General features: G+C 48.8%; 23 protein-coding genes and 1 other annotated feature. Of the genes, 18 read left to right on the plus strand and 5 right to left on the minus strand.

Annotated features, from left to right (window positions below; genetic code table 11):
- Window positions 1-21: 21 nt before the first annotated feature.
- From bioA to BFC17_RS10890, 3 genes are all read left to right on the plus strand, one after another.
- Window positions 22-1308, plus strand: coding sequence for an adenosylmethionine--8-amino-7-oxononanoate transaminase (gene bioA, locus BFC17_RS10880; RefSeq protein ID WP_070176498.1), 1287 nt, complete (start codon window positions 22-24; stop codon window positions 1306-1308).
- Between the two features lie 23 nt (window positions 1309-1331).
- Entirely contained in the window at window positions 1332-1847 is a 516-nt protein-coding gene (locus BFC17_RS10885; protein WP_083271686.1) for a DUF2937 family protein, read from the plus strand.
- Window positions 1848-2013: 166 nt separating this feature from the next.
- Window positions 2014-2301, plus strand: a complete 288-nt coding sequence (locus BFC17_RS10890) for a hypothetical protein (RefSeq protein WP_139142059.1) — start codon at window positions 2014-2016, stop codon at window positions 2299-2301.
- On the opposite strand, the gene BFC17_RS10895 is transcribed toward BFC17_RS10890, so the two are convergent.
- Together BFC17_RS10895 and BFC17_RS10900 are read right to left on the minus strand one after the other, a co-directional pair.
- Complete coding sequence (locus BFC17_RS10895) at window positions 2269-3444, minus strand: GNAT family N-acetyltransferase/peptidase C39 family protein (protein ID WP_070176500.1); 1176 nt, start codon at window positions 3442-3444, stop codon at window positions 2269-2271. The two genes, BFC17_RS10890 and BFC17_RS10895, sit on opposite strands and share 33 nt — an antisense overlap.
- Window positions 3444-4892 (minus strand): RimK family protein, encoded by a 1449-nt coding sequence (locus tag BFC17_RS10900; RefSeq protein WP_070176501.1) that lies wholly within the window; start codon window positions 4890-4892, stop codon window positions 3444-3446. The genes BFC17_RS10895 and BFC17_RS10900 overlap by 1 nt, the downstream gene beginning before the upstream one ends.
- Before the next feature lie 247 nt (window positions 4893-5139).
- On the opposite strand from BFC17_RS10900, the gene BFC17_RS10905 reads away from it, so the two are divergent.
- Window positions 5140-6114, plus strand: a complete 975-nt coding sequence (locus BFC17_RS10905; protein WP_070176502.1) for a calcium/sodium antiporter — start codon at window positions 5140-5142, stop codon at window positions 6112-6114.
- A gap of 19 nt (window positions 6115-6133) precedes the next feature.
- Here the strand turns inward: BFC17_RS10905 and BFC17_RS10910 are convergent, their stop codons facing one another.
- The gene (locus tag BFC17_RS10910) at window positions 6134-6523 is read right to left on the minus strand and encodes a hypothetical protein (RefSeq protein ID WP_070176503.1); all 390 of its coding nucleotides are present in this window, start codon (window positions 6521-6523) and stop codon (window positions 6134-6136) included.
- 240 nt (window positions 6524-6763) lie between these two features.
- Here BFC17_RS10910 and asnS point away from each other — a divergent pair, with 240 nt between their 5' ends.
- The 8 genes from asnS (at window position 6764) to BFC17_RS10950 (ending at window position 17763) form a co-directional block, all read left to right on the plus strand.
- Complete coding sequence (gene asnS / locus BFC17_RS10915) at window positions 6764-8161, plus strand: asparagine--tRNA ligase (protein ID WP_070176504.1); 1398 nt, start codon at window positions 6764-6766, stop codon at window positions 8159-8161.
- A gap of 105 nt (window positions 8162-8266) precedes the next feature.
- Window positions 8267-9412 (plus strand): paraquat-inducible protein A, encoded by a 1146-nt coding sequence (locus BFC17_RS10920; protein WP_083271687.1) that lies wholly within the window; start codon window positions 8267-8269, stop codon window positions 9410-9412.
- Complete coding sequence (gene pqiB / locus BFC17_RS10925) at window positions 9409-11052, plus strand: intermembrane transport protein PqiB (RefSeq protein WP_070176506.1); 1644 nt, start codon at window positions 9409-9411, stop codon at window positions 11050-11052. Before BFC17_RS10920 ends, pqiB begins: the two co-directional genes overlap by 4 nt.
- Window positions 11049-11651, plus strand: coding sequence for a PqiC family protein (locus BFC17_RS10930; RefSeq protein ID WP_070176507.1), 603 nt, complete (start codon window positions 11049-11051; stop codon window positions 11649-11651). The genes pqiB and BFC17_RS10930 overlap by 4 nt, the downstream gene beginning before the upstream one ends.
- Window positions 11617-12756 (plus strand): GGDEF domain-containing protein, encoded by a 1140-nt coding sequence (locus BFC17_RS10935; RefSeq protein ID WP_070176508.1) that lies wholly within the window; start codon window positions 11617-11619, stop codon window positions 12754-12756. Before BFC17_RS10930 ends, BFC17_RS10935 begins: the two co-directional genes overlap by 35 nt.
- 109 nt (window positions 12757-12865) lie before the next feature.
- Window positions 12866-14026, plus strand: a complete 1161-nt coding sequence (locus tag BFC17_RS10940; RefSeq protein ID WP_070176509.1) for an efflux RND transporter periplasmic adaptor subunit — start codon at window positions 12866-12868, stop codon at window positions 14024-14026.
- Between the two features lie 18 nt (window positions 14027-14044).
- Window positions 14045-17188 carry an efflux RND transporter permease subunit gene (locus BFC17_RS10945; RefSeq protein ID WP_070176510.1) on the plus strand — a complete coding sequence of 1048 codons (3144 nt, stop codon included), beginning with the start codon at window positions 14045-14047 and terminating at the stop codon, window positions 17186-17188.
- Between the two features lie 86 nt (window positions 17189-17274).
- Entirely contained in the window at window positions 17275-17763 is a 489-nt protein-coding gene (locus BFC17_RS10950; RefSeq protein ID WP_070176511.1) for a GNAT family N-acetyltransferase, read from the plus strand.
- Window positions 17764-17765: 2 nt separating this feature from the next.
- Here the strand turns inward: BFC17_RS10950 and BFC17_RS10955 are convergent, their stop codons facing one another.
- A complete protein-coding gene (locus BFC17_RS10955; protein WP_070176512.1) occupies window positions 17766-18188 on the minus strand; it encodes a CBS domain-containing protein in 423 nt (140 codons plus the stop codon).
- 125 nt (window positions 18189-18313) lie between these two features.
- On the opposite strand from BFC17_RS10955, the gene BFC17_RS10960 reads away from it, so the two are divergent.
- Window positions 18314-20611 carry an efflux RND transporter permease subunit gene (locus BFC17_RS10960; protein WP_070176513.1) on the plus strand — a complete coding sequence of 766 codons (2298 nt, stop codon included), beginning with the start codon at window positions 18314-18316 and terminating at the stop codon, window positions 20609-20611.
- On the opposite strand, the gene BFC17_RS10965 is transcribed toward BFC17_RS10960, so the two are convergent.
- On the minus strand, window positions 20602-20961 hold the full coding sequence (locus BFC17_RS10965; protein WP_070176514.1) for a hypothetical protein: 360 nt from the start codon (window positions 20959-20961) through the stop codon (window positions 20602-20604). The genes BFC17_RS10960 and BFC17_RS10965 overlap by 10 nt on opposite strands.
- Before the next feature lie 217 nt (window positions 20962-21178).
- Window positions 21179-21295, plus strand: a sequence feature (His leader region).
- A 44-nt stretch (window positions 21296-21339) separates the two neighbouring features.
- Here BFC17_RS10965 and hisG point away from each other — a divergent pair.
- From hisG to hisH, 5 genes are read left to right on the plus strand one after another with little or no spacing between them, the layout of a single operon-like run.
- Window positions 21340-22245 (plus strand): ATP phosphoribosyltransferase, encoded by a 906-nt coding sequence (gene hisG, locus BFC17_RS10970; protein ID WP_070176515.1) that lies wholly within the window; start codon window positions 21340-21342, stop codon window positions 22243-22245.
- 15 nt (window positions 22246-22260) lie between these two features.
- A complete protein-coding gene (gene hisD, locus BFC17_RS10975) occupies window positions 22261-23562 on the plus strand; it encodes a histidinol dehydrogenase (protein ID WP_070176516.1) in 1302 nt (433 codons plus the stop codon).
- 14 nt (window positions 23563-23576) lie between these two features.
- Window positions 23577-24656 (plus strand): histidinol-phosphate transaminase, encoded by a 1080-nt coding sequence (gene hisC, locus BFC17_RS10980; protein WP_070176517.1) that lies wholly within the window; start codon window positions 23577-23579, stop codon window positions 24654-24656.
- 2 nt (window positions 24657-24658) lie between these two features.
- Entirely contained in the window at window positions 24659-25729 is a 1071-nt protein-coding gene (gene hisB, locus BFC17_RS10985) for a bifunctional histidinol-phosphatase/imidazoleglycerol-phosphate dehydratase HisB (protein ID WP_070176518.1), read from the plus strand.
- Window positions 25729-26334 (plus strand): imidazole glycerol phosphate synthase subunit HisH, encoded by a 606-nt coding sequence (gene hisH, locus BFC17_RS10990; RefSeq protein WP_070176519.1) that lies wholly within the window; start codon window positions 25729-25731, stop codon window positions 26332-26334. The genes hisB and hisH overlap by 1 nt, the downstream gene beginning before the upstream one ends.

The following is a 26334-nucleotide window of genomic DNA, read 5'->3' on the forward strand; positions in this document are numbered from 1 at the left end:
AACTTTTAAAAGTTTACTATTGTGCACAATTTAACCAATAAAGAATTTGACCTGCAACATATCTGGCACCCCTATACGTCGGCTATTGATCCGCTGCCTTGCTTTGAAGTAAGCGGCGCTAATGGTGCCGAGATAACTCTGGCCAGTGGCGAAATCCTGGTAGACGGTATGTCCAGTTGGTGGGCGGCTATCCATGGTTATAATCATCCGGCACTGAATGCTGCGGCCCATCAGCAAATTGATAAATTCAGCCACGTGATGTTTGGTGGCCTGACTCACGAACCGGCAGTCAACCTGTGTCGTCAGTTGTTAACCATGGCACCCAATGGCCTGGAGCGGGTTTTTCTGGCTGACTCCGGCTCAGTGTCGGTTGAGGTGGCCATCAAAATGGCGGTGCAGTACTGGGCCTGTCAGGGGCGTCCGGAAAAATCCCGCCTTATAGCGCCTCGCAATGGTTACCATGGCGATACTTTTGCTGCCATGTCGGTGTGCGATCCGGTAAATGGTATGCACAGTTTGTTTGCCAGTACTTTAAATAAGCATATTTTTGCTCCGGCACCGCAAACCCGCTTTGGTCAGTCATTCAGCGAAGATGACATCCTGCCGCTGGAAGAATTATTTACCCGCCACCACGACGAACTGGCTGCGCTGATTTTAGAGCCGGTAGTTCAGGGGGCCGGTGGCATGCGATTTTATCATCCCCAGTACCTGCGTCGTTGCCGACAGCTGTGTGATACCTACGACGTGTTATTAATTTGCGACGAGATTGCCACGGGCTTTGGTCGTACCGGTAAACTGTTTGGCTGTAATCACGCAGACATCACGCCGGATATCATGTGTGTGGGTAAAGCACTTACAGGTGGCTACATGACACTGGCTGCCACGCTGTGTACCGAAGATGTTGCCCGCGGGGTTTGTGAGGGTAGTCCGGGCGTATTTATGCATGGACCGACATTTATGGGCAATCCCCTCGCCTGCGCAGTGGCAAACGCCAGTCTTACGTTAATTAACGAAGGGCATTGGCACGATCAGGTTAAGGCTATCGAAAGCCAGTTAGCTACCGAACTTAAGCGCTGCCGGGAACTCGCTTGTGTGCAGGATGTCAGAGTACTGGGCGCAATTGGTGTGGTCGAGACGAAACATCCGGTAGATATGAAACATTTACAGCCCTTGTTTGTAAAACATGGTGTTTGGATTCGGCCGTTTGGTAAGCTGGTGTATATCATGCCACCTTTTGTGATTTCAGCCGAACAATTAAGCCGTCTGAGCGATGCCATTTATCACTGCCTGAAAACCACCTACGGGTAACCACAAAAAAGGAGCGACAGCAGATGATTATTGTACGTTTAATCGACAAGCTATTTTTTGCTGTGCTACTTATTGCGCTGTTGCAAATTCCGATTGTTACCGACCACTATCTGCAATACCTCCACGGCTATGTAGATGCTACTGAGACGGAAGTGTTGCACTATCAACAACTTGCCCGGGATTACGGCTACGCTGATACAGACAGCATGCTCAGCGCACTGATTGCCAACAGCGACCCTTTGGTGAGTGCGGATGCCCGGCATAAGCAAGCCGTTATACAAGCACACGCCCAGGCCCGACAAGCCATGGCGATACTACAGTCGAGTCATTATTTCGAACAGTTCTGGTATTTTATTCAGCCCCGGCAATACGCGCGATTAACTAAGGTGCTGGAACTCTATCAACCATCACTGCCCTTGCGACCTCAGGCTATTGGCGCTGCGATAGTCACTGCGATTTGCCTGTACCTGCTGTTGTGGCTGCCCGTCTTTCTGATGCTTAGAAAACGGCCCAAACACCACCGCTTTATCAGTCACTAATCTTTTTTTATACCTGAAGTCCCATTAATCGGCATTCAGGTATCAAAATTGCTACCTATTCATCATGGTACAGACCTTTTACCAACCCATTTTCGATTATTATTTATCCAATGTCGCGAAACGCCCCACTATCTCGGGCCATGCGATTGAAGTGAGGAAAAAAACCATGACTGATACACCAAAAAATCAAACCCTAATCACTGGCCAACTGTTGCAGATCAGAGACAAACTGATGGCCAAGCGTCATCTTATTCCGGCGTCATATCAGGAACAGTGGACTAGCCTGGCGCAACAAACTGAAATGTTTGACCCGGCCAACCAGGGTCAGCTGAGCCATGACAATAATGAAATGGTCACCAAGCACTCTGCGTTTAAAGGCACCGTTGACGATTTGCTGAAACTGGTTAACGCCATGCGTGATCTAAACAGCCACATCCAGGTCACTGTTCACTAAGTCAATCAGCTCCAGTTCAGGTTGGCGGCGTCGCAGGACGATAGCCGCCTGGACCCGACGCTTACCATAGCTGGTCATGCGCTGAAAGTCTTCTTTGGCTATGGGTACATGCTGGTAGTCCAGCACCCGGGACACCGCGGTATCCGTATCGGGATCCGGGTCGTGGATATAGACGCAATGCTCATCGGTACCGGTAACCACCACCCAGTGTGGTGCTTTTGAGCGATCCAAACGGTAGGTGCTGATCAAACACATCAGCGCGCTATCCGGCGCATTTGCTTCTGTGTCCAGAATATCCAGCCAGCCGCTGTAAAACACCGGGACCTGACGAACTTCAGCCTGACTAAAAAACTGCTCTTCCACCGCAGTAAGAGTTTGCCGTTTGTGCTCATTGCGCACGCCATCAACAAATAGCGGGCCCTCATGGCTTAAATACACTTTTACATCAAACCCACGATCCATTGCTGCCATTGCCAGTCCCAGGGGATGCGTTCCGGCAGGACCACTGGTCATATACACGGTATTAGCCTCTCGCCAGATAGCAAATTCCTCTTTTTGCGACAAAATAATACCGTTATCAATCATACCCATGGCCATCATCAGGCTGGCTGGTCCACAGGTAAAAGCCGTGGATTGCTGATACCACGGACATAACCTGTGCTGAATGTCCGGTGTATCTAATGGCAAGGTTTTTTGCATACGGATCGCTGTGGCGTCATCCTCGTAGTAGTGCGGGGTGATCGCAAAAGGCTCAAACCCCAGTCGGGTATATAATCGGATAGCAGACAAATTGTGCTCAGCCACCTCAAGACGCATATACCGTTTACCGCGTTTACTGGCGCGTTTTTCCAGATAACCAATTATGGCTTCAGCCATGCCCTGCCCGCGCGCCTGCGGCGCAACTGCCAGCGAATACAAACGGGTTAGTAATGTGCCCCGGCGCAACAGTAACAAACCGTAGGCCACCAGGCCGTCTGCCATTTGGACTACAACCATTTCTGCATTACTGGCATGTAAATAGTGGCGAAAACTGCGCCGACTTAATTTATCAGCGGTAAAACAGCTGTTTTCCAGTGCCACCAGTGCGGCCAAATCGCTGTTTTCAGCAGAGCGTAATACCCAGCCAGACTCCTGCTTTGTCATTACTGACGCCCCCGGCGTTCCAGGCGGCTGGCAAATTCCTGCATAATCAGCAAATACAGTTCGTTACCCAGGTATTTATCCTCGATCCCCGCATCGATATTGGGGTTATCGTTAACTTCGATAACATAAACTTTGTTACCACGCTGCTTGATATCAACGCCGTACAAGCCGGAACCAGCGACATCAGCGGCCGCAATGGCAGCTTTAAGTACCTGTTTTGGCACTTCAAAGGTAGGCATCGTGACAAAGTCACCGGAATCCGATTTACCATTGGCATGGTTGTAAATCTGCCAGTGGTTGCGCGCCATAAAATATTTACAGGCATAGATTGGCCGACCGCCCAGCATACCAATGCGCCAGTCAAACTCAGTAAAAATATACTCCTGAGCCAGCACCAGTGCAGAGCCCTCAAGCATCATGGCCAGTTTTTCCTGCAAGGCTTCCAGTGTTTCCACTTTATATACGCCTTTCGAGAATGAACTCTCCGGCAGTTTCAAAATAATCGGTAACTGCAGTGATTCAATCAGTGCTTCACAGGTAGGTAAGGCAGCATCAGTCACAAACTGACTCTTGGGTGCCGGGACCTGGTGATAGCTGAATGCGTCCTGCAAGAAGATTTTGTTACAGCAGCGCAAAATCGACTGACTGTCGTCTATAACTACCACGCCTTCCTGTTCTGCCGCACGGGCTAATCGATAGGTCTGATGGTCAATCGCGGTAGTTTCCCGAATAAACAAGGCATCGTATTGGGCAACATCGCCAATGGTCTGGGCCGTAACCACCTCAGCATGAAAGCCCATTTTACCGGCGGCTTTAACAAATTTTGCAATGGCTTTCTTGTCACTGGGCGGCGTGGATTCTTCCGGATCAATAAGGATGGCCATATCCCAGCGCGACGGCTTACTTTTCGACGATGTACGCCATTGCTGCTGGGTAAACTGACCAAGACGTTCCACAAACGTCAGTTGCAAGGACTCTGGGATCGCATTAAAGCCAACCGATTCGCAATAAACGGTGGTCATGTCCTGACGCGTAGTCAGTTTCAGCAACGGGCAAGGGTAACGGTTAAACGCCGAGGCAGCGATTCGTTTAAGACGGCTGTCATCGGTTTTACCAAAACACACAAAAAATTCGCCGCCAAGACCTTCTATAATGGCTTTTTCCTGGGGTTTAATAATCAGTGATTGCCCTTCATGACCCACCTTTAACATCCGCAAGTCATTAATGGTATTCACACTGGGAATGACCCGGTGCTGTCGCGCTTCAGCCAGCAATGAACAATAGTAACCATTACTGAGATACTGTTCGGTATCGCACAGGTTGATCACCCGGGTTTTCGGTTCGTTCCATTTAGGATAGTCCGCCAGGTATTGCTCGAAACTTAATACCGTGAGCGATGGAATGTTCAGGTTAAAGGGTTGATTTGCCACAATCAGAGTGTGATACATGAAAGCGTAGCTGTCCTTACACAGTCGCTGAAGTCAGACTGGCCCTATTGCCAGAAAACGCCAGCATTAATTTAATGCGCTATAGTACTGATATGCAGTCGTCCCGAATAACGGATTATTTTTATCGTTACGACCTGTTTTGTTTCTGCTGAGACCGAACGGGTTGCAATATGAAAGGGTTATGCTCTATTCTGCGCCTACTCTGCTACGCAGTTGGGTATGTGCAGAGGCTCTTCAAGGAGAAATTATGTTGTTAGCGAGTCTCGCTATTATCATTGGTTTACCATTACTGTTGTGGAGTGCAGACAAATTTGTGGGTGGCGCGGCAGTAGTCGCTAAACACTTTGGTCTCTCGCCCATCCTGATTGGTATGCTGATCATTGGTTTTGGCACATCTGCACCTGAGATTATTGTTTCGATTATCGCGGCAATGGAAAACAGTTCCGGCATTGCACTGGGTAATGCCTATGGTTCAAATATTGCCAATATTGCCCTGATACTGGGGATCACCGCTTTAATCAGCCCGATTGCCGTGCGCTCTGAAATTATCCGCAAAGAACTGCCCATTATGTTAGGCCTGACCTTTTTTGCGGCCTGGCAAGTGCTCGATTTAACCGTTTCCAAAGACGATGCGTTTTCCTTGTTAGGGCTGTTTATTTTGCTTATTTCGTGGAGCATATGGACCGGGATGCGCGGCGACAAAGACGCTCTGGCCGCCGAGTACGACGAAGAGCTGAATCTGGCCGACACTAACCTGAAAAAAGAAACCCTGTGGTTAATCGTTGGGCTGTTAATTTTGGTGGCCAGCTCACGGTTACTCGTGTGGGGGGCCGTGGAAATCGCCACTTTCTTCGGTGTCAGCGATGTCATTATCGGTCTTACCATTATTGCCATTGGTACCTCACTGCCAGAGCTGGCTTCATCCCTGGTGGCTGTGCGTAAGGGCGAACATGATCTGGCGCTGGGTAATGTGATCGGTTCCAACATGTTTAATACACTGGCCGTAGTAGGTATTGCCGGCGTTATCCAGCCCATGGAAGTGGGCTCAGAATTCCTCTACCGCGATGTAGTCTTTATGCTGGCACTCTCTGTTGCTCTGTTTGTATTTTGTATCGGGCTGAAGGGCCCCGGACGACTAAATCGGTTGGAAGGCGGGATATTTGTAGTCGCTTACGTGGTTTACACCTGGTACCTGATTAGCAGCAGCTTTATTCCGGCCTGAACCAGGCAGACAGCGCTGGTTATGCCAGCGCTACCGCGTTTAATGTTACCAGGCTCAGCGAGCTAATCCCCGCCAGAATAAACAGGTTAACTCCGTAGCGATCGCTTTTACGACGATTACGTCGTGACCGTAAAAACATCGTTAGTAAACTCGTCACTAAACAACTCTGTAGCAACGTAATCAACGCATCAATATACTCCGGCGACCAGCTGGTACGTCCCTCGATTCCCCAGAATTGCTGTACGCCCGAGACCATTTCCGGCCGTGCGAAATGAAACAATATCAAACAAATCATAAGCGACAGCCAGGCTAGCGAGTTAAGCGTGACCACTACCCGGTAGTAGGTATCATGCTCACGGGATTTTTTTCTGCGTTCCTGACCAAATTTTTGCACTGTTTTAGCTGTCATTTCTGTCTGTATCGCTAGTATCCGCAAAGCGAATAAGTATACTAGCGCCTGTTAGGTTAAAGTGATAAAAACGCTGCCTGAAATTGCAGCAGACCACATAGCGAAAACGTTATTTTTAACGCTCTCATAGTCAATATCGACCAGAACGTCATTTTGTTTAATGAATCTGGATGCAATCGGGCTTTGGCTATGCGATGATTTGCGTTTTACAAAAACACATATTGATTGGAGATAGTAACCATGACACACGCCCCCGTAGTTGACGTACTGGCTGGTAAGTACGCGGTTGGCGAATCGGTAACGGTGAAGGGCTGGGTAAGAACCCGACGCGACTCAAAAGCAGGCCTTTCATTTATTGCTTTGCACGACGGTAGTTGTTTTGACCCTGTACAGGTAGTCGCGCTGAATTCGTTACCGAATTATGCTGATATTCAACGTTTAACGGCTGGCTGTTCTTTGGTGGTTACCGCAAATGTAAAAGCGTCAGAAGGCAAAGGCCAGGCGCTGGAACTTGACGCAACCGATGTTGAGATTGTGGGCTGGGTAGAAAATCCGGACACCTACCCAATGGCGGCAAAGCGTCACTCTATCGAATATTTGCGCGAACATGCCCATTTGCGCCCACGCACCAATGTTATTGGCGCGGTTACCCGCGTGCGTAACTGTTTGTCGCAGGCTATTCACCGCTTCTTTCACGAGCGCGGCTATTTTTGGGTTAGCACGCCAATCATCACCGCCAGCGATACCGAAGGCGCTGGCGAACTGTTCCGCGTATCAACGCTGGATATGATGAACGTTCCGACTACTGAACAAGGCCAGGTTGATTACAGTCAGGACTTTTTCGGTCGCGAGGCCTACTTAACGGTTTCCGGTCAGTTAAACGGCGAAACTTACGCTTGTGCCATGTCGAAGATTTATACTTTTGGCCCGACGTTCCGTGCCGAAAACAGCAACACCTCACGTCACCTGGCTGAGTTCTGGATGATCGAACCGGAAGTTGCCTTTGCCGACCTCGGTGATATCGCCCAGCTGGCAGAAGACATGCTTAAGTATGTGTGTAAAGCGGTACTGGAAGAGCGTGCTGACGATATGGCTTTCTTTGCAGATCGCATCAATAAGGAAGCGATAAGCCGTCTGGAAAAATTAATCAGCAGCGATTTCGTGCGTATGAACTACACCGACGCAATCGAGATTCTGGAAAACTGCGGTAAAGACTTTGAGTTCCCGGTTAGCTGGGGCATTGACCTGTCGAGTGAGCATGAGCGCTATCTGGCCGAAGAGCACGTTGGCGCGCCGATTATCATGCAAAACTATCCGAAGGACATCAAAGCCTTTTACATGCGCCTGAATGACGACGGCAAAACCGTTGCCGCGATGGACGTACTGGCGCCGGGTATTGGTGAAATCATCGGCGGTTCGCAGCGTGAAGAACGTCTGGATGTATTCGATGAACGCCTGGAAGAAATGGGCCTGAGTAAAGAAGATTACGGCTGGTACCGTGATTTACGCCGTTACGGCACCGTACCACACGCCGGCTTTGGTCTGGGCTTTGAGCGCCTGGTTGCTTACGTAACCGGCATGCAAAACGTTCGTGATGTAATTCCTTTCCCGCGTACACCGGGCAACGCGGCTTACTAAGTTACAATAGTAATACTCTCAGAACGGGGCGCTTAAAGCGCCCCGTTCTATTTTAAGTCAGGGATGTTTGGGGTAAGCTAATAAAAAACAAACCCAATGTGAGCGATGTCAGCGCCTCCACTTTGTAATATTACTTGCCCTCAGTGCGAAGCCAACGTAAACGTGCCAGCCTTGCATAATAAACAGCGGGCTGTCTGTCCTCGCTGCGGTTACACGCTTAGCATATATCATCGCAATGATATGCCGCTGGCACTGGCGTTGTCGATTTCGGCCATGATATTCCTGTTACTGTCCTTACCTTTTAATTTTTTGTCCTTTCGTGCCAACGGTCAGCAAAACAGTATCGATTTACCCGGCGGTCTGCACGTGTTAATCGAGCAGGACTACTTTAGTCTGGCACTGATTACCGGCATGGCAACACTGGTACTACCCGGCCTGGTTCTTACTGGCCTCATCACGCTACTCACCGCCAGACTAACGGTAGCGCCACAGCCGTGGATGAAAACGCTGTTAAAGTGGGTAGAAGCTTTAATGCCCTGGAGTATGGCCGAAATCTTTTTGCTCGGCACACTGGTGAGCCTCATCAAGATCACCTCGCTGGCCGACATCGCTATTGGTATGTCCTTTTACGCCTTTGTGCTGTTTAGTGTTTGTATGAGCGCCGCCTTGTTTTATTTTGATGATACCCGGCTGAAACTCTGGCTGTATAATGGCAACTTACCCTACATAGCACCGCTAACACCGCAATTATCCAGCTTAAGCATTCAGCGTACCTGGGCCTTGTTGTTTACCGCACTGATCCTGTATATTCCAGCCAATGCCCTGCCCATAATGACCACGGAATTATTTGGCGATGCCGAACCTAACACCATTATGGGCGGCGTTATTTCACTGTGGCAAAGTGGCTCCTATCCGGTTGCACTGGTAATATTTTTTGCCAGTATCGTGATCCCGGTGGGTAAACTGATTGTGCTTGCCCGACTGACTTATGCCGTGCAGTTTCACGAATTAAATAAGCCAGAACGGCAAATCCGTTATTACCGGTTTATTGAGTTTATTGGACGCTGGTCGATGATTGATGTATTTGTGGTTGCTATACTGGTGGCGCTGATCCAGCTTGGCAGCACGCTTTCAATTCATCCCGGTCCCGCCGCGCTGGCTTTTTGCGGATTGGTTTTTATTACCATGTTAGCAGCAATGACATTTGATTCCCGTTTAATCTGGCAGCAAAGGGACCGTGCAGATTTATGACCGATAACGCAACCATAAAACCCACCACAAGAATCTCCAAAGTCTGGGTGATTCCTATTCTGGCGTTATTAGTGGGCGCCTGGATGGTCTACTATCAATGGCAGAATCAAGGGCCGCTGATCACTATCGAGATGAGTTCGGCCAGCGGTATCGAAATTAACAAAACGCCGATTAAAGTTCGGGATCTTGAGGTTGGCCAGGTAAAAAAAATTGAGCTTAAACCTGAGCTTGATGGCGTGATTGTTACCGCCCGTCTGGAGAAAAGCGCCGCCCGGCTGTTAAATGAAAATACCCGCTTCTGGCTGGTTGCTCCCCGGGTCTCTTTTTCCGAAGTATCAGGATTAAACACGTTATTATCCGGCAGCTTTATTGCCATGACAGCCGAACCAGGCGAGACCGAACTGGACCATTTTGTTGCTCTTGAGCGCCCTCCTGTTACCCCGCCTGGCACCCCAGGTCTGCACGTTAAACTGAGCAGTGCTACCGATGATCTCACTTACAAACCCGGTGATACTATTATCTATAAAGGGTTTAAAGTGGGCGAATTCGAAGAGGTTAATTTTGATGTGGATCTCGGCAAAATAGAATATCGCGCTTTTATTCATGCGCCGTATCACAAGCTAATAGACGAAAGCACCCGCTTTTGGAATGTTAGCGGCGTAAAGCTACAACTCGCCTCCAATGGCCTGACTATCCAGACCGGCAGTCTGGAGACCTTGCTGGCGAATGGCGTTACCTTCGGTAATCCTCAGGGGGATGCGAAAGGCAAGCCCATCGAAAAAAACGCTTCCTTTATTATTTACGGTGATTACGATGCCGCTGCCGACGAAAGGTTTGGCTACGCCGCCCAGTATGTCTTACTGATAGACGAAAGTGTACGCGGACTCACGGTCGGCGCGCCGGTAGAATACCGGGGCCTGCAAATCGGTAAGGTTGCCGCTATTAACTCCGACCAAATCGAACTGGGCAGTCTGTTAGATGACGCCTACCCCATCCCCGTGCTGCTTAACATTTATCCGGGCAAAGCCCGCCTGGAAGACAGCGAAGAGGGTCTGACTTTTTTAAGAAATCGCCTGTCCCGTTGGATTCATAAGGATCTGCGCGCCACCTTAAGAATGGGGAACGTGTTAACCGGCGGTTTGTATGTCGATTTACAACATGTTGAACAACCCAAGGCAACCAGGAAGCTGCAGGTCAATGGCATTGACGTTATCCCAACGGTATCCAGCGAATTTACTCAGCTCACGCAAAAAGCGGATGCCATTTTAGATAAAATGAATGCACTGCCACTGGAAGCGCTGATTGAAGATATTACCAATGTGGTGGCTACCCTCAAGGCAGCCGCGAAGTCGGTTGATGCCACCAGCCAAAAATTTGATAAAACCATTTCAGCCTTTGACACCGACAAGCTTAACGGCCAGATTCAGCACAGTCTCAACGCTTTTGAAGAGCTGCTACAGCATTATTCAGAAGGCGGACTGAGTAAAGCAGAGATAGCGGAAACCGTTGACTCACTGCAGGAAACCCTGCGCTCAGTACAACCGCTGTTAATGCAGCTTAACCGTACACCAAACGGGCTGATTTTTTCCGACAACGCAGAGATCAATATTCAACCCCGGGTCAAGGAGAACAACCAATGAGAAACTGGCTACTGGTACTGCTGCTGGGGGCGTTGAGCGCATGTAGCAGTAAACCCATTTCACTTAATTACTATCTGTTACACGACCCGGGTCAAAGTCTTTCCCAGCCGAGTCGGGATATCAGCGCACAGCCCACTGTTTTTCTGCGTACCTTAACCGTGCCGACTTACCTGAAGCAGCGTAATTTAAGCTTACAGCTCAGCGCCAGTCAGCTGCATTTTGCCCCGGACCACCTGTGGGCCGAGCCTTTTGATAACGATTTAACCATGGCTTTTGGTGAAGCCTTATCATTGCAACACAGTGTTCGCCTCAGAGCCCAAAGCCAGTGGACAAACCCGGCCCAAACCGAGTATATTTTAGACATTCAGATAGATGATTTTATCACCACCTATCTGGGCGATTTGGTGCTAAAAGGCACGTTCAGGCTTCAGGCACCAGACTCACAGGCACCTCAACTGATTCAGTTTAACTATCAGCTCCCACTTGAATCAGACGGGTTTGCCCAGGCAGTAGCGCAAATGCGCATACTGGTAAACCAACTTGCTAAAGATGTAGTAGCCAAACTTGAAGCAAACTCAGAATCAACACAGCCGGATTAAACGGTTTTACCACAGTCTTATTCTTAGTGGCTGTCGGGAAGAACACGACGAGGATACCCGTCGTAAAATTGTCGTTATTAATCTGTTTGCCATTGTGGGAATGTCGATAACCCTGGTGCTGGGTATCAATGCAGTGCTAACCCGTGATGATATTCTGGGTATCGTTTTACTTGTCTCCTCGGCCATGTTTGGCTTGTGCAAAGGCATCCTGCTCCACAGCAAATTACAACACAGCCATGTAATTGCGCCAGCGATGCTGGTTACCTGCCTGATGTTTTTAATGCTTTACCTGGTAGCGCAAGGCGGGGTAGCGGGTACCGGTCCGTTATGGATTTTTGTTTTACCGCCGGTGGCAATGTTTTTTTCAGGCATACGCTACGGCGTGTTATTTGTTGGCCTGTTTATGGCGTTTTGCATCCTGATCCTGTTTTATCCCGACGATGCCTTACTGGGAGTGAATTACAGCCATGAGTTCAGAGTGCGTTTGTTATTGTCTTTTGCCACTGTCACGTTTTTATCTGCCTTTTACGAACACAGCCGCCAAACCAGCTTCACTATCATCCGTGACATCAGCGAAAAGTTTGAACGCCAGGCGCTGTTTGATGCCCTCACCCAGTTACTCAACCGACGGGGAATACAAAAGTTAATCACCCATGAGACCAACCGGGCCCAACGCCAAAAGGAACCGCTGTCGGTGGTTTTATGCGACATCGACCGCTTTAAGCAGGTAAACGATAACTATGGTCATGATGGTGGCGATATCGTACTGGAACATGTTGCCAGATTATTCGAAAGCGCCATCCGCAAACAAGATGCGGTTGCCCGGTGGGGAGGCGAAGAGTTTTTGTTTGTCTTACCGACAACCGACGAAACGAATGCCACCATCCTTGCCGAAAAAATACGCCAGCACCTGGCCAACACCCCCGTTAACGTAGGCGACACCTCGCTCACAGTGACCGCTAGCTTTGGCGTGGCTGAGTTACAGCTTAGTAGCGGATTGGATCAAGCACTCTCGTTAGCCGACAAAGCCTTATATTTAGCCAAAGAAAAGGGTCGTAATAAGGTCGTTTCTGCGTCATCATTAGGTACTATGGCAGAGGTCTAGGTTTCTGAAAATCTGGTTGCTTAACTTACGGTTACACCTGATCAACGTTCCGGCTTCGCCAAAAACTACATAATAACCTGAGCAATAACAGGAAGCGGGAACAGCTGTGATGAAATGGATAAAAAGACTCTCCCCGGTCGCTATTTTAATAGTGGGAATTGTTGTGATGAAAGGGGTTGCGGCGCTTGGTGACAGCGAAGCTCAACCTGAATCAATCGATACACGTCCAAGTGTACAGGTCACCAATCTTCAACCAACTTCATATTCGGTTACTATCGAGGGCTTTGGTGAGCTGGCACCGTTGGAATCTACCAGTCTGTCTGCGCAGGTCAGTGGCGAAGTCACTTACTGGCATCCTCAGTTTATTGCCGGCGGACAAGTTAAAAGCGGCACGGTATTATTCAGTATCGAGAAAGACACTTACGAAGCGGCGCTACTGCAGGCACAGGCCAACCTGGCTGCCGCTGAAGCAGCGTTAATAGAAGAAGAAGCGCTGGCAGAAGTTGCCAAACAAGAAGCCGCTAATTTGCCTAAATCACGATTTACTGTTACAGATTTATATTTGCGCAAGCCACAGATTTTAAGTGCCCAGGCGGCAGTAAAAGCAGCTCAGGCGCAGCTTAAAATTGCTAAACGCGATCTGGCCAACTGTGATGTAACAGCCCCTTATGATGCCCTTATTGTAAGTCGCAATATCGGTAAAGGTGATTTTGTTAATACCGGCACCATGGTTGCCCAGCTTTTTAATATTGAAACAGCTGAAGTGACTTTCCCGGTTGCCCGCTTTGATCAGATTTTCTTACCTCAGAACTTAACCCAAATCGCTGCTGAACTGACTCAGGTGAACCGCAGTGACGACGCCATAACCCGTATTGGCATGCTTAACCGTGAAACCGGTTTAGTGGACGCCGATACCCGCATGACCCATCTGGTTGCCCGGATAGACGATCCTTACGGGCTTAAAACAGATGCACCTGTGCTGCGTTTTGGTTCTTACGTCAAAGTGACCTTCACCGGCCGCACGCTGGAAAACGTGTATAAACTGCCGCAGGAGTTGATTACGCGCCGGCAGCTGTGGATCCTTGACGACGAGGATCGCCTGCAATCGGTGCCGGTTGAAGTGCTGCGCGAAGAAGGCAGTTTCTTTTACTTTCATGCTGATATCGATGCTTCGGCACGGATTGTCATGACGCTCCCGGAATACCCGCAAAACGGCATGGCCGTTAAAGTGGTAGACGGCACCAGTGGTCTGGTTGCCAGTCAACAATAACAAACGGAATAAAGCGCTATGAAAGATCCATTAGATACCCAAACGGGCATGATCGCCTGGTTTGCGCGCAATCCGGTTGCTGCCAACCTGCTGATGCTGTTTATCCTGGTCATGGGCTTAGTAAGTTATTTTACTATCCAGCGCCAGATGTTCCCGAACATCGAAATCAATTACATTAATATATCAGCGTCTTACCTTGGCGCATCCCCCCAGGAAATTGAAGAAAGCATCCTGATAAAAATAGAGGAAAACCTCAAGGATGTCAGTGAGATAAAGCGCATGATATCGCGCTCTTTCCGAAATAACGGACGTATTTCACTGGAAATCGATCAGGATGCCGAATTGCCCGAAATCCTCGATAAAGTAAAACTCAGGGTCGACAGCATTGCGACCTTCCCTTCAGGCATGGAGCCGGTCACGATTTCCCAGGTCGAGTTTCAGCAGGACGTGATTGAAATGGCCCTTACCGGCGATATCCCGTTAACCGAACTCAAGCCCATAGCCAACGAGATTGAAGACGAGTTATTACAGGTAGGCACTATTTCCATTGCCAATGCCCGGGTCCCGCTGGACGAAATCGCCATAGAAATTAAACCTGAGCTGTTGCGTATGTACGGCCTGACTATCGCCGATGTGTCAGCCGCCATTAATCAGTATTCCGCCAATATTTCTGCCGGTCAGCTTCGTACGGATGCCGGTTTGGTGTCGGTTCGTATTGAAAGTCAGTTTTATGATGGCGAGGAATTTGCCAGTATCCCGGTAAAAATCGGGGCTGATGGCGCCCAGGTGTTACTGTCAGATATTGCCGACATTAAGGATGAGTTTACTGAAGGCGAGCGCTATTTTCGATTCAGCGGCAAAAACGCGGTCATCATCGATATTAAAGCCACTAAATTTCAGAATATCATTCCGGTTGCCCAAACCGTTAAAGCATACATGGAGCACAAAAATAGTGAACTACCGGCAGGTCTTGAGCTGAAAGAGCTTTATGACATGACCTATTACCTGAATGCCCGTTTAAATATGATGCTGCAAAACCTGTTACAAGGGTCCATTCTGGTAGCGCTGATGCTAACCATTTTCCTGCGCTTCCGCCTGGCTTTCTGGGTTATGGTGGGCTTACCCTTATGTTTTCTGGGCGCGGTAATGCTAATGCCAGTATTTGGTGTCAGTATTAATATTCTCTCACTGTTTGCCTTTATCATGGTGCTGGGGATAGTCGTTGACGACGCTATTGTAATAGGCGAAAGCGCCTATTCCGAAATAGAACGCAAAGGCACTGGTATAGATAACGTGATACGCGGTGCTAAACGGGTTGCTACGCCCGCAACCTTTGGTGTTTTAACCACCATAGCGGTATTTGCTCCGTTTATTTTAAGTAGCGGCCCCGACAGTGCCTTTTTTTACAATATTGCCGTTGTGGTGTCGTTATGTCTGGTATTCAGCTTAATTGAGTCCAAACTGATCCTGCCTGCTCACGTTGCCGGCATTCACTTTAAGCCGGTTAAACCCACCAGCTGGCGGGCAAAGTTCAACAACCGCTTTAATCAGTTTGTTAACGGTCCCTACTACCGCACCGTCAGCAAAGCGATTGAATGGCGCTGGTCGGTACTGATGCTCTTCATTTCCCTGCTACTGCTTGGTGTTGGTTTGATTCAGGGGAATTTTGTGCGCATGATCCCGCAGCCTAAAGCGCCCCATGATTTCCCCATGATTGAAATCGAAATGAACGAGAACGTGTCGGATTTTGCCACTATTGAAGCGCTCAAAACCATCGAAAATACCATTCGTAAGGTTGAAGCCCAAACCATTGAAGAGTTTGGCAGTGGCATGCTGCGGGATATTGTGTCGTTTAACGAAACCCGCTCTGAAGCCCGAATTGTTGCGCCGCTGGTGGATGAAGAAGCACGCCATTTCAGTACCTTTGAATTATCCCGGCGCTGGCGTGAAGCCATGCCTGTTATCGCGGGTATGAAAAGTATCACCATAATTGATGATATTAACCAAAGCGGTGACAACGGTGAGTTTGCCTACTTGCTTTATGGTGCCGACATCAACATGCTCAATGAGGCAGGCCGTCGCTTTATCCAGTTATTACAGGACCAAAAAGGCGTTTACGATATCAGTTCGTCGATTGACCCGAGCAGCAAAGAAATCCGCATGTCTTTACTGCCTGCAGCTTACGAGCTAGACCTTTCCCTGCGAGACATTGCCAATCAGGTCGGTTTTAGTTTTTATGGTGGCGAAGCCCAGCGTGTTATCCGCAATGGTGAGGAAGTGCGTGTCATGGTGCGCTACCCACGCATGACCCGCGAACAATTTTCGGCACTAAAATACACCATTATCAGTACGCCTGCCAGCGAAGAAGTTATGCTGGGTGATGTGGTAGAGCTCACCGAGCAGCCCGGTATCAGCTATATCCGCCGCGAGGACGGCTATCGTAGCGTGTACGTATTTGGTTCTATCGATGAAGAAGCGGTAGAGCCCAACGAACTGGTTGAGAATATCGACGAAAACCTGCTGCCGCAGTTGCTTGAAGAATTCCCACAAGTTCAGACCCAGTTGGGTGGCGACATTGAAGAACAGCAGGCGCAGCAGGATGAACAGGTGATGTTTTTCGCTGCCGCGATGATTATCATTTATATACTGTTAGCCGTACCGCTTAAAAGTTACGGCCAGCCGATCATTATTATGTCGGTTATCCCTTTTAGTATGACTGGTGCTATTTATGCTCACTTCTTACTTGACCTTGAACTGAGCATGTTCTCCACATTCGGCCTGATTGCAGCGGCCGGGGTGGTTATCAACGATTCACTGGTAATGACAGATTATATAAATCAACGCCGCGCGGAGGGCTATTCTATTCTGGAAGCCGCTCAGCAGGCGGGCAGTGCTCGTTTCAGAGCGATCACGCTAACTTCAATTACCACTTTTGCCGGGGTAACGCCGCTGTTATTTGAAACCAGCCTGCAGGCGCAATTTGTTATTCCAATGGCAGCAGCTCTGGGCTCTGCCGTATTGTACGCGACCCTGGTTACGCTGATTCTGGTGCCTTGCCTGTACCTTATCCTGCAGGATATTGGCATTGCCGGTAAGACCGTCTTTAATGTTATCGTTACGCGAATAACCGCTTTAAAACGAAAGCCTTCCCAAGCGTCCTAGTCAAAGGGCTGCTTCGGTAACGCAGCAGCCCTTTTAACCACACTATTTGTGTTTGTCGCGGCTATCAACACAGGAACCCAACGACTATGAGTATTACTATCAGACCAGCAGTGCTCGAAGACACCGACACAATCCTGCATTTTATTAAAGAGCTGGCCATCTACGAAAAAGCCGAGCATGAAGCTAAGGCTACACCGGCTCACATTCACAATACCCTGTTTTGTGAGACCCCTAACGCCCACGGTCTTATCTGCGAACAGGACGGCCAGGCCATCGGGTTTGCCATCTATTTTTTCAGTTATTCTACCTGGCAGGGACAATACGGTATTTATCTGGAAGATCTGTACGTATCGCCACAAAGCCGAGGATTAGGCGCAGGCAAAAAGCTACTTACTCATTTAGCTGGTATCGCTCTGGCCAAAGACTGTGGGCGATTTGAATGGAGTGTGCTCGACTGGAATCAGCCAGCTATCGATTTTTATGATTCGCTGGGAGCGAAACCGCAGGGGGAATGGATCCGCTACCGTCTTGACGGTGATGCGCTAAAAGCCCTGGGCGCGCAGGCTGAGCTTTAGCCCTAACTTCGGCGCTTTTGCACAGAAGCGCCGAAATAGCGAAATATATCCCGCCAGCTCACAATACCGATGGGCTTTTCGTTTTCGTCAATTACCGGCAAACAGGAAATTTTGTGGGTATTAAACAACTCTATGGCTTTGACCATGCTATCGGTGGCTTTGAGAGTAATCACTTCCCGCGTCATAATTTGATGCACTTTACGCTCCAGGGTAGCGCGATCGCGGATCCGCTCGCTGATACTGTCAATAAAAGGGCTGATGGCTTTTAAATAATCCCGGTCAGAAATCACCCCCACCAGTTTATCCTCTTCGACCACCAACAGATGGTGAAACCCGCTGGCTTCAAAGATTTCCCTGACCACAGCCAATGAATCATCCATGTGAACAGTAACGACCCGATGAGTCATTACGCTGGGAATACTCATTTAAGTGACCTCTCAAATTAAACAGCCCAACCATTAGTCCCACCATGATTAGTGGAAAATTTACCGGTAGCGTGCAATATTAAGTTATCAATTATATAGCACTAGTTTAAAGTCAAGGATGTCAAATGTTTAAAAGTTTTTATCAGCGTTTGATGAATCACCCTTTGCTTATCATTGTTTTAGCCAGCGTATTTATTATTGCGATGTCTATTGGTGGTAAGAATTTGTATTTTAGGGGTGATTACAAAACGTTTTTTCGCGAGGACAATCCTCATCGCGTAGCCTTTGAGGACATGCAGGATCACTTTAATAAAGCTGAAACTGTTAATTTTTTAGTTGTACCTCAAAGCGGTAATGTATTTAACGAAAAAACGCTTGATCTGATTAAAGCTATCACCGAAGAAGGCTGGCAAACTCCCTATTCGATTAGGGTCAACTCTGTCACCAACTTTCAGCATACTTACGCTCAGCAAGACGACCTAATCGTTGATAAACTTTACCCTGACTGGCAAAGCCTGACTCCTGAAGTTATCGAAAATATAGAGAAGATAGCACTTAGCGAGCCTGATGTAGTCAATCGCTTGGTTTCCCGGGATGCCCAGGTCGCCGTTGTCAGCATTACGGTGAGATTAAATGACGGCGATCAAACTCTGGAGTTAGCCGAAGTAGCAGCGTTTGTAAAAGACCTTAAAGCCTCTATTTTAACAGACTATCCGGACCACGAAATTTATCTGACCGGTGTAGTAATGCTGAATGATGCCTTTTTGCTGGCCGCTAACGAGGATGCCTCAACGCTTGTCCCCGCCATGTTTGCTGCCATTATTATTATGATTGGTATTCTTATGCGATCAATTTACGCAGCATTGGCTACCCTTATCATTGTTGCATCTACAATAGCTGCAACCATGGGTTTTGCTGGCTGGGCCGGGTTCTTTTTGAGCGTATCTACTGTAAACGTGCCAACCATGGTAATGACACTAGCCGTAGCAGACTGCGTCCACATTATTGCTTCCTGGTTTCAACATATTAAAGAAGGATACGAACGCAAAGAGGCTCTGCAAAAAGCGCTTTCACTCAATGCTATGCCAGTAATTATAACCTCTGTAACCACTTCAATAGGCTTTTTAACGCTAAACTTTTCAGATGTACCTATTTTAGCCGATCTAGGTAACCTGACGGCTCTGGGTGTGATGCTGGCCTGCGTGTTTGCCCTGACATTACTCCCCTCTGTTTTGGTTTACCTTCCAGTGAAGCCAGCACCTTCCGGAGAAACAAAAAAGACGACCTGGCTGACGGGCATGGGGGAGTGGGTGATCGCTAATCATCGCAGGGTGTTGCCCTACAGCCTTGTAGTATTTATTGGCGCTATTGCTTTTGCCTCACAAAACCAGCTTAACGATGTGGCCATTAAGTATTTCCACAAAGATAGTGCCTTCCGCCAGGCTGCAGATTACCAAACTGAGCACCTTAGCGGTTTAGCAACCATTGATTTTGCTATTTATACTCATGAAATTTCCGGCGTGAATAAGCCTGAAGTACTCAACGCCATTTTGGATTTTACCAACTGGCTTAGAAAACAACCTCAGGTAGATCATGTTTCATCGATTAGCGATACCTATAAAAAGCTGAACATGAACATGAACTATGACGATGATGCCTATTATGCACTGCCGCAGGATGCGGAGCTTGCCGCACAATATTTGCTATTACTTGAGATGTCATTGCCCTACGGTCTGGATTTAAACAATCAGGTAGATGTAGATAAAAGCGCATCACGTATCAGTGTCACACTTGATAATCTGGGCAGTAAAGAGCTAACCGAGTTCGAGTTAGCCGCTAAAGCCTATTTTAATTCCATTGCGCCAGATCTCACCCTGACAGCAGCCAGCCCGGCTTTAATGTTTGCTCATATTGGAGAAGCCAACATGACCAGCATGTTAAAAGGATCTTTAACCGCGTTAGTTATAATCTCTGTATTACTTATTTTTGCCCTGAAATCACTCAAACTGGGCTGTATTAGCCTGGTGCCTAACTTACTTCCCGCAGGACTGGGCTTCGGTATCTGGGGAATAATATCCGGTGAGATCAATATGGCACTTTCAGTGGTTCTAAGTATGACACTAGGGATCATTGTTGATGATACAGTACACTTTTTAGCAAAATACAAGAAAGCAAGGGAGCTGGGGAAAACCTCTGAAGAAGCGGTACGTTATGCTTTTGCTACCATAGGCCAGGCTTTGATCGTAACCACATCAGTACTGACAGTGGGTTTTATAATTTTAAGTATGTCCAGCTTTGCATTAAATTCAGACATGGGCCTGCTTACTGCAATTATACTGGTAAGTGCGCTGGTTATCGATTTACTGTTTTTACCTGCGTTCTTGCTGTGGCTGGATACTGAAAAGAAATCCGCTCACTCGTAAGTATCAATATGCGGGGCATCATCTTCGTGGTGATGCTCTGCCTTTTCACCGTGGCTGTTGTAAACCAGCTCATCCTCTGATTCCGTTTCTTCTACGTTATTTTCGGTCCGCGATTCAGCCTGCTGCTCTTTTTGCTCATGCTCGGATCGCTCTTTATCCTGTGCGTTCTTCTCATGCACCTTGTACTGTTGCTGCTCACTGATCAGGCGTTCTTCGTCATGAGTTTCTTTTTCATCTTCAGACAATTGCTTGGCCCGCGACTCTTTACTGACGCGTTTAACCCTGTCGTCGGTAACAATGGGTACCTTTCCCTCTCGGGGCAGTACCGAAAACAGTAAATCGCTGCTCATAACACCTCCCACTTTTGAGGATGACTATACGCCTTAACGGCTAATTATTCACCAATTTAGATAATTCATTCCAAACTGGCAGACCTTATAACAAATAATTAGAGTATATTTACCCTCAAAAGTTGCAAAAGGCTTGCAATGACTGCGCGTCTTGGCTATTGTTTGCGCGTCTAAATTATTGAACCAAATTTTTATACATGATTAAACGCGCCGCCATTCATCACCACCATCATAAAGCATAACCTTTCAGGTTTGTGCTGGAAGGTTGTTGTTTTCCTTCCAGTGGCGCAGATAACAGTTATCGACCCCCGGAAGGAAACTTCCGGGGGTTTTTCGTTAATGGCGCACCAAATTCAGGACTAATAGAGGACCATCACCATGAGTGATAACAGCAGCAGACTGCGAATTGCAATTCAAAAATCAGGTCGTTTAAGCGACGACAGTATTGCACTTCTGAAAGCCATCGGCATTAAACTGAACATTCGCGATCGCCTGCTGATTGCCCATTCCACCAATGAAAATATCGACCTGCTGCGCGTCCGTGACGACGACATCCCAGGCCTGGTGATGGATGGCGTTGTAGATTTAGGTTTTATCGGTGAGAACGAGCTGGAAGAAAAAATGCTGGAACGTCAGGCCGCCGGCAAAGCAGCAGATTTTGAAGTATTGCGCCGTCTGGATTACGGCGGTTGCCGCCTGTCTATCGCTGTGCCTACCGAATTCAATTATACCGGCGTACAGGCACTGGAAGGCAAAAAAGTGGCCACCACCTACCCTTACCTGCTGGAACGTTTCTTTAAAGAAAACGGCGTTAATGCCAAGGCGGTAATGTTAACTGGTTCGGTAGAAGTTGCACCGCGTGCTGGCGTTGCCCACGCTATCTGTGACCTGGTATCCACCGGTGCCACCCTTGAAGCCAATGGCCTGCAGGAAGAAGAAGTGATCTTCCGTTCTAAAGCCGTACTGATCCAGCGTGCCGACGGTGAACTAAGCGACGAAAAACTGGCTCTGATTAACCGTTTAGTACCACGTATTGACGGCGTAATTCAGGCTAAAGAAAGCAAGTATATTATGCTGCACGCGCCAAAAGCCTATTTAGAGCAGGTCAAAAGCTTACTGCCAGGCGCGGAAAACCCAACTGTACTGCCACTGGCAGGCAGCGAAGACACTGTAGCGATTCACGTAGTGAGCCCGGAAAACCTGTTCTGGGAAACCATGGAAAAGCTCAAAGCCTTAGGTTGTAGCTCGATTCTGGTGATGCCAATCGAAAAAATGATGGGTTAATGCGAGGCTAATCACATGATTAACTGGTCTACTTTATCCGCTGCCGAACAAACCGCTGCCCTGGCCCGCCCGGCCATGGCAGACAGCGCTAAATTACGCGCTACTGTAGCAGATATCATAACTGCGGTGCTGGAACGTGGTGACGAAGCGGTGCTGGATTTCACCCGTCGTTTCGACAGCCCTGAGCTTACCACCCTGCCGTTAAGTACCGAAAAACGTGATGAACTGGCAAGCCGCGTTACACCACAGGTGCAGGATGCCATTCAAACCGCGTTTAACAATGTTAAACAGTTTCACGAGGCACAGTATCCCCAGGATATTAAACTCACCACCACACCCGGTGTAGTGTGTGAGCAGCGTTTTACCGCCCTTGAAGCGGTTGGCTTGTATATTCCGGGTGGCAGCGCGCCGTTACCGTCTACTGTAATGATGCTGGGTGTACCGGCACTGGTTGCCGGTTGCGAACGCAAAGTGCTATGCACACCGCCGAACAGCGCACAGGAAATTGCGCCTGAGATCGCTTATGCAGCGAAGCTGTGTGGCATTGAAGAGATTTACCTGTGTGGTGGCGCGCAAGCCATAGCCGCGATGGCCTTTGGCACGCAAACCATTACCAAGGTTGATAAAATCTTTGGCCCTGGCAACAGCTTTGTGACCGAAGCCAAACAGCAGGTCAGCCAGCGCGCGGACGGCGCGGCCATTGATATGCCAGCCGGTCCTTCAGAGGTATTGGTACTGGCAGATAACAACGCCGATGCAGATTTTGTGGCATCAGATCTGTTATCCCAGGCCGAGCACGGCCCGGATTCACAGGCGATTCTGGTCACCAACAGCGAAGCGCTGATAAACGCGGTTGAAGCAGCTGTTGCCACCCAGCTTGCTGCGCTTTCACGTAACAGCATCGCCAGTAAAGCCATGGGAAACGCCCGCTATATACTAACCGCTACTGTTGATGAGGCGATTGCGGTAAGTAACCAGTATGCACCGGAGCACTTAATTGTGCAGTGCGACAATGCGCGGGACTTACTGCCCAAAATTAAACATGCGGGCTCGATTTTCTTAGGCCCCTGGTCGCCGGAAAGTGCCGGAGACTATGCGTCGGGCACTAACCACGTGCTGCCGACCTACGGCTATGCCCGCAATTACTCCAGCCTGGGACTGCTGGACTTTATGCGCCGTTACACCATTCAGGAATTAAGTGAAGACGGCATGCGCAATTTAGGCCCGGCGATTATGCAACTGGCAGACGCTGAAGGATTGGATGCTCACCGCAATGCCGTGGGCTACCGAATGACTAAATTGCAGCAAAACGATTAGATACAGAGACCGCTATGACGAGCAAACTGGTTGATACCTTAATCAACGCCAATCTGGTTCCGCTGAAACCTTATGAGTCAGCGCGCCGGTTATTTTCGGGTGGTCAGGACTGGCTGAATGCCAACGAATCGCCCTTTGCTAATCCTTATGACATCGACGCCAGCAACTTTAACCGTTATCCCTCGTGTCAGCCTGACAAAGTCATTAACGGCTATGCCGCATATGCTGGTATCGACAAGTCACAGTTAATTGTGACCCGCGGTGCCGATGAAGGTATTGAGCTTTTAATCCGCACGTTTTGTACGCCCGGTGAAGACAATATTCTGATTTGCCCGCCGACCTATGGCATGTATGCCATCAGCGCCGAAACCTGTGATGTTGGCATCAAACGCGTACCACTGAATACTGATTTTAGTTTAGATGTGGCGGGTATCTGTGCCACCGACAACGTGAATCTGGTATTTATCTGCGCGCCAAATAATCCTACCGGAACCCAGGTAAGTAAGGCTGACTTAACCGCAGTAATCGAGCATTTTGCTGATACCGCGTTGGTTGTGGTGGATGAGGCCTATATCGAATTTGATATGGATAACACCTGGGCCAACAAGCTGGCGCAATACCCTAACCTGGTAGTGCTACGTACGCTGTCTAAAGCCTTTGCGCTGGCCGGGTTACGCTGCGGTTTTACCATTGCCAATGAAGACATCATTCAGGCCCTGTTAAAAGTAATTGCGCCCTATCCTATCCCTGAACCGGTGGCGCAAATTGTGGCGCAGGCACTAACACCTGAGAATATCGACCGCATGCAGCAGCAAGTGGCTTTCCTGAACAGCGAAAGAACCACATTGCAAGCCGAACTGGCCAAACGCCCGGGCGTTGAAATGGTAGGCGATGTAAAAGCCAACTACATTCTGTTCCGCCACAGTGAGTGCGCGCAGATCATGCAGTATCTGGTAAGCCAGGGCATGCTTATTCGCGATCAGTCCAAACAACTTAACCTGCAAAACTGCCTGCGGGTCACCATTGGCAGCGCTGAACAAAACCAGCGTTTATTGTCATTATTAGACGCTTATTTTGCCCAAGCAGGAGCTTAATTATGAGCCAGCAAGCTATTTTATTTATCGACCGTGACGGCACTCTGGTAGAAGAGCCGCCGATTGACAAGCAACTCGACAGCCTGGAAAAACTGGTATTTGAACCACAGGTGATTCCGGTATTGTTAAAGCTGAAAGCCGCCGGCTTTAAACTGGTGATGGTCACCAATCAGGACGGTCTCGGCACCGACAGTTTTCCGCAGGCGGATTTTGATGCCCCACACAATGCCATGATGGCCATTTTCGAAAGCCAGGGCGTGACCTTTGATGACGTGCTGATTTGCCCACACTTTGACGAAGACAACTGCTCTTGCCGTAAACCAAAGCTGGGGTTGGTAAAAGATTACCTGCAACAAGGCAAAGTCGACTTTACCCGCTCTTACGTAATTGGCGATCGCATGACCGACATGCAGCTAGCCGAAAACATGGGCATTAAAGGTATTCAGTACAGCCGTGACGGTATTAACTGGCCCGCTATTGAAAAGCAGTTACTGGCGTCTTCACGCATCGCTGAAGTGACTCGCACCACCAGCGAGACCAACATTCATGTACGTGTGGATTTAGACTCTACAGCCAAATCAACCATTGCAACCGGCATGGGCTTTTTTGACCACATGTTGGATCAAATCGCTACTCACGGCGGGTTTGAATTACAGCTTAAAACTGACGGCGATCTGCATATTGACGATCACCACAGCGTAGAAGATACGGCGCTGGCGTTAGGTGAAGCACTTAAGAAAGCGCTGGGTAACAAGCGTGGTATCGGCCGCTTTGGTTTTGCCCTGCCCATGGATGAATGCCGCGCCGAATGTATTATGGACATTTCCAACCGCCCGTATCTGAAGTTTGATGCCAAATTCAGCCGCGATCAGGTAGGTGAAATGGCCACCGAAATGGTAGAACACTTCTTCTATTCTTTGGCGCAAAGCATGGGCTTGTCGCTGCACTTGTCTACCACCGAAGGTAACGCACACCATCAGGTAGAAAGCCTGTTTAAAGTGTTTGGCCGCGCACTGCGTCAGGCCATTACCCGTTCTGGTGATGCTCTGCCAAGCAGTAAAGGAGCACTGTAATGACCCAGCAAACCATTGTTATTGTTAACACCGGTTGCGCCAATATTTCTTCGGTAAAGTTTGCTCTTGAGCGTTTAGGCGTAAGCGTAACCGTGTCTGACGACCCGGCCGTGATTAAAGCCGCCGATAAAGTGTTTTTACCTGGTGTAGGCGCTGCAGGCGCGGCCATGACCAGCATTGCTGCCAAACAGTTAATCCCTACCCTGCAAGGTTTAACCCAGCCGGTATTAGGCGTATGCCTTGGTATGCAACTGATGGTAGAGCAGTCTGATGAAGCCACCAGCGGCACCATTGATTGCTTAAAACTGTTACCCGGCCACGTAAAACGCATGCAGGCCGGCGAGCTGCGCCTGCCACACATGGGCTGGAACACCATTAGCCCGGTTAAGGATTCGCCGCTGTTTAAAGGCCTGGATACTGGCACCTATTTTTACTTTGTGCACAGCTTTGCCGTACCGGTGTATGAAAATACCCTGGCCAGCTGTGAATACGGCCAGTCGTTCTCGGCGGCTATTCAGCACAACAATTTCTTTGGGGTGCAATTTCACCCCGAGCGTTCAGGTGAAGCCGGCGCACAACTGCTAACCAACTTTGTGAACCTATAA

The organism is Marisediminitalea lipolytica, assembly GCF_001758465.1.
GTDB classification, from domain to species: domain Bacteria; phylum Pseudomonadota; class Gammaproteobacteria; order Enterobacterales; family Alteromonadaceae; genus Alteromonas; species Alteromonas lipolytica.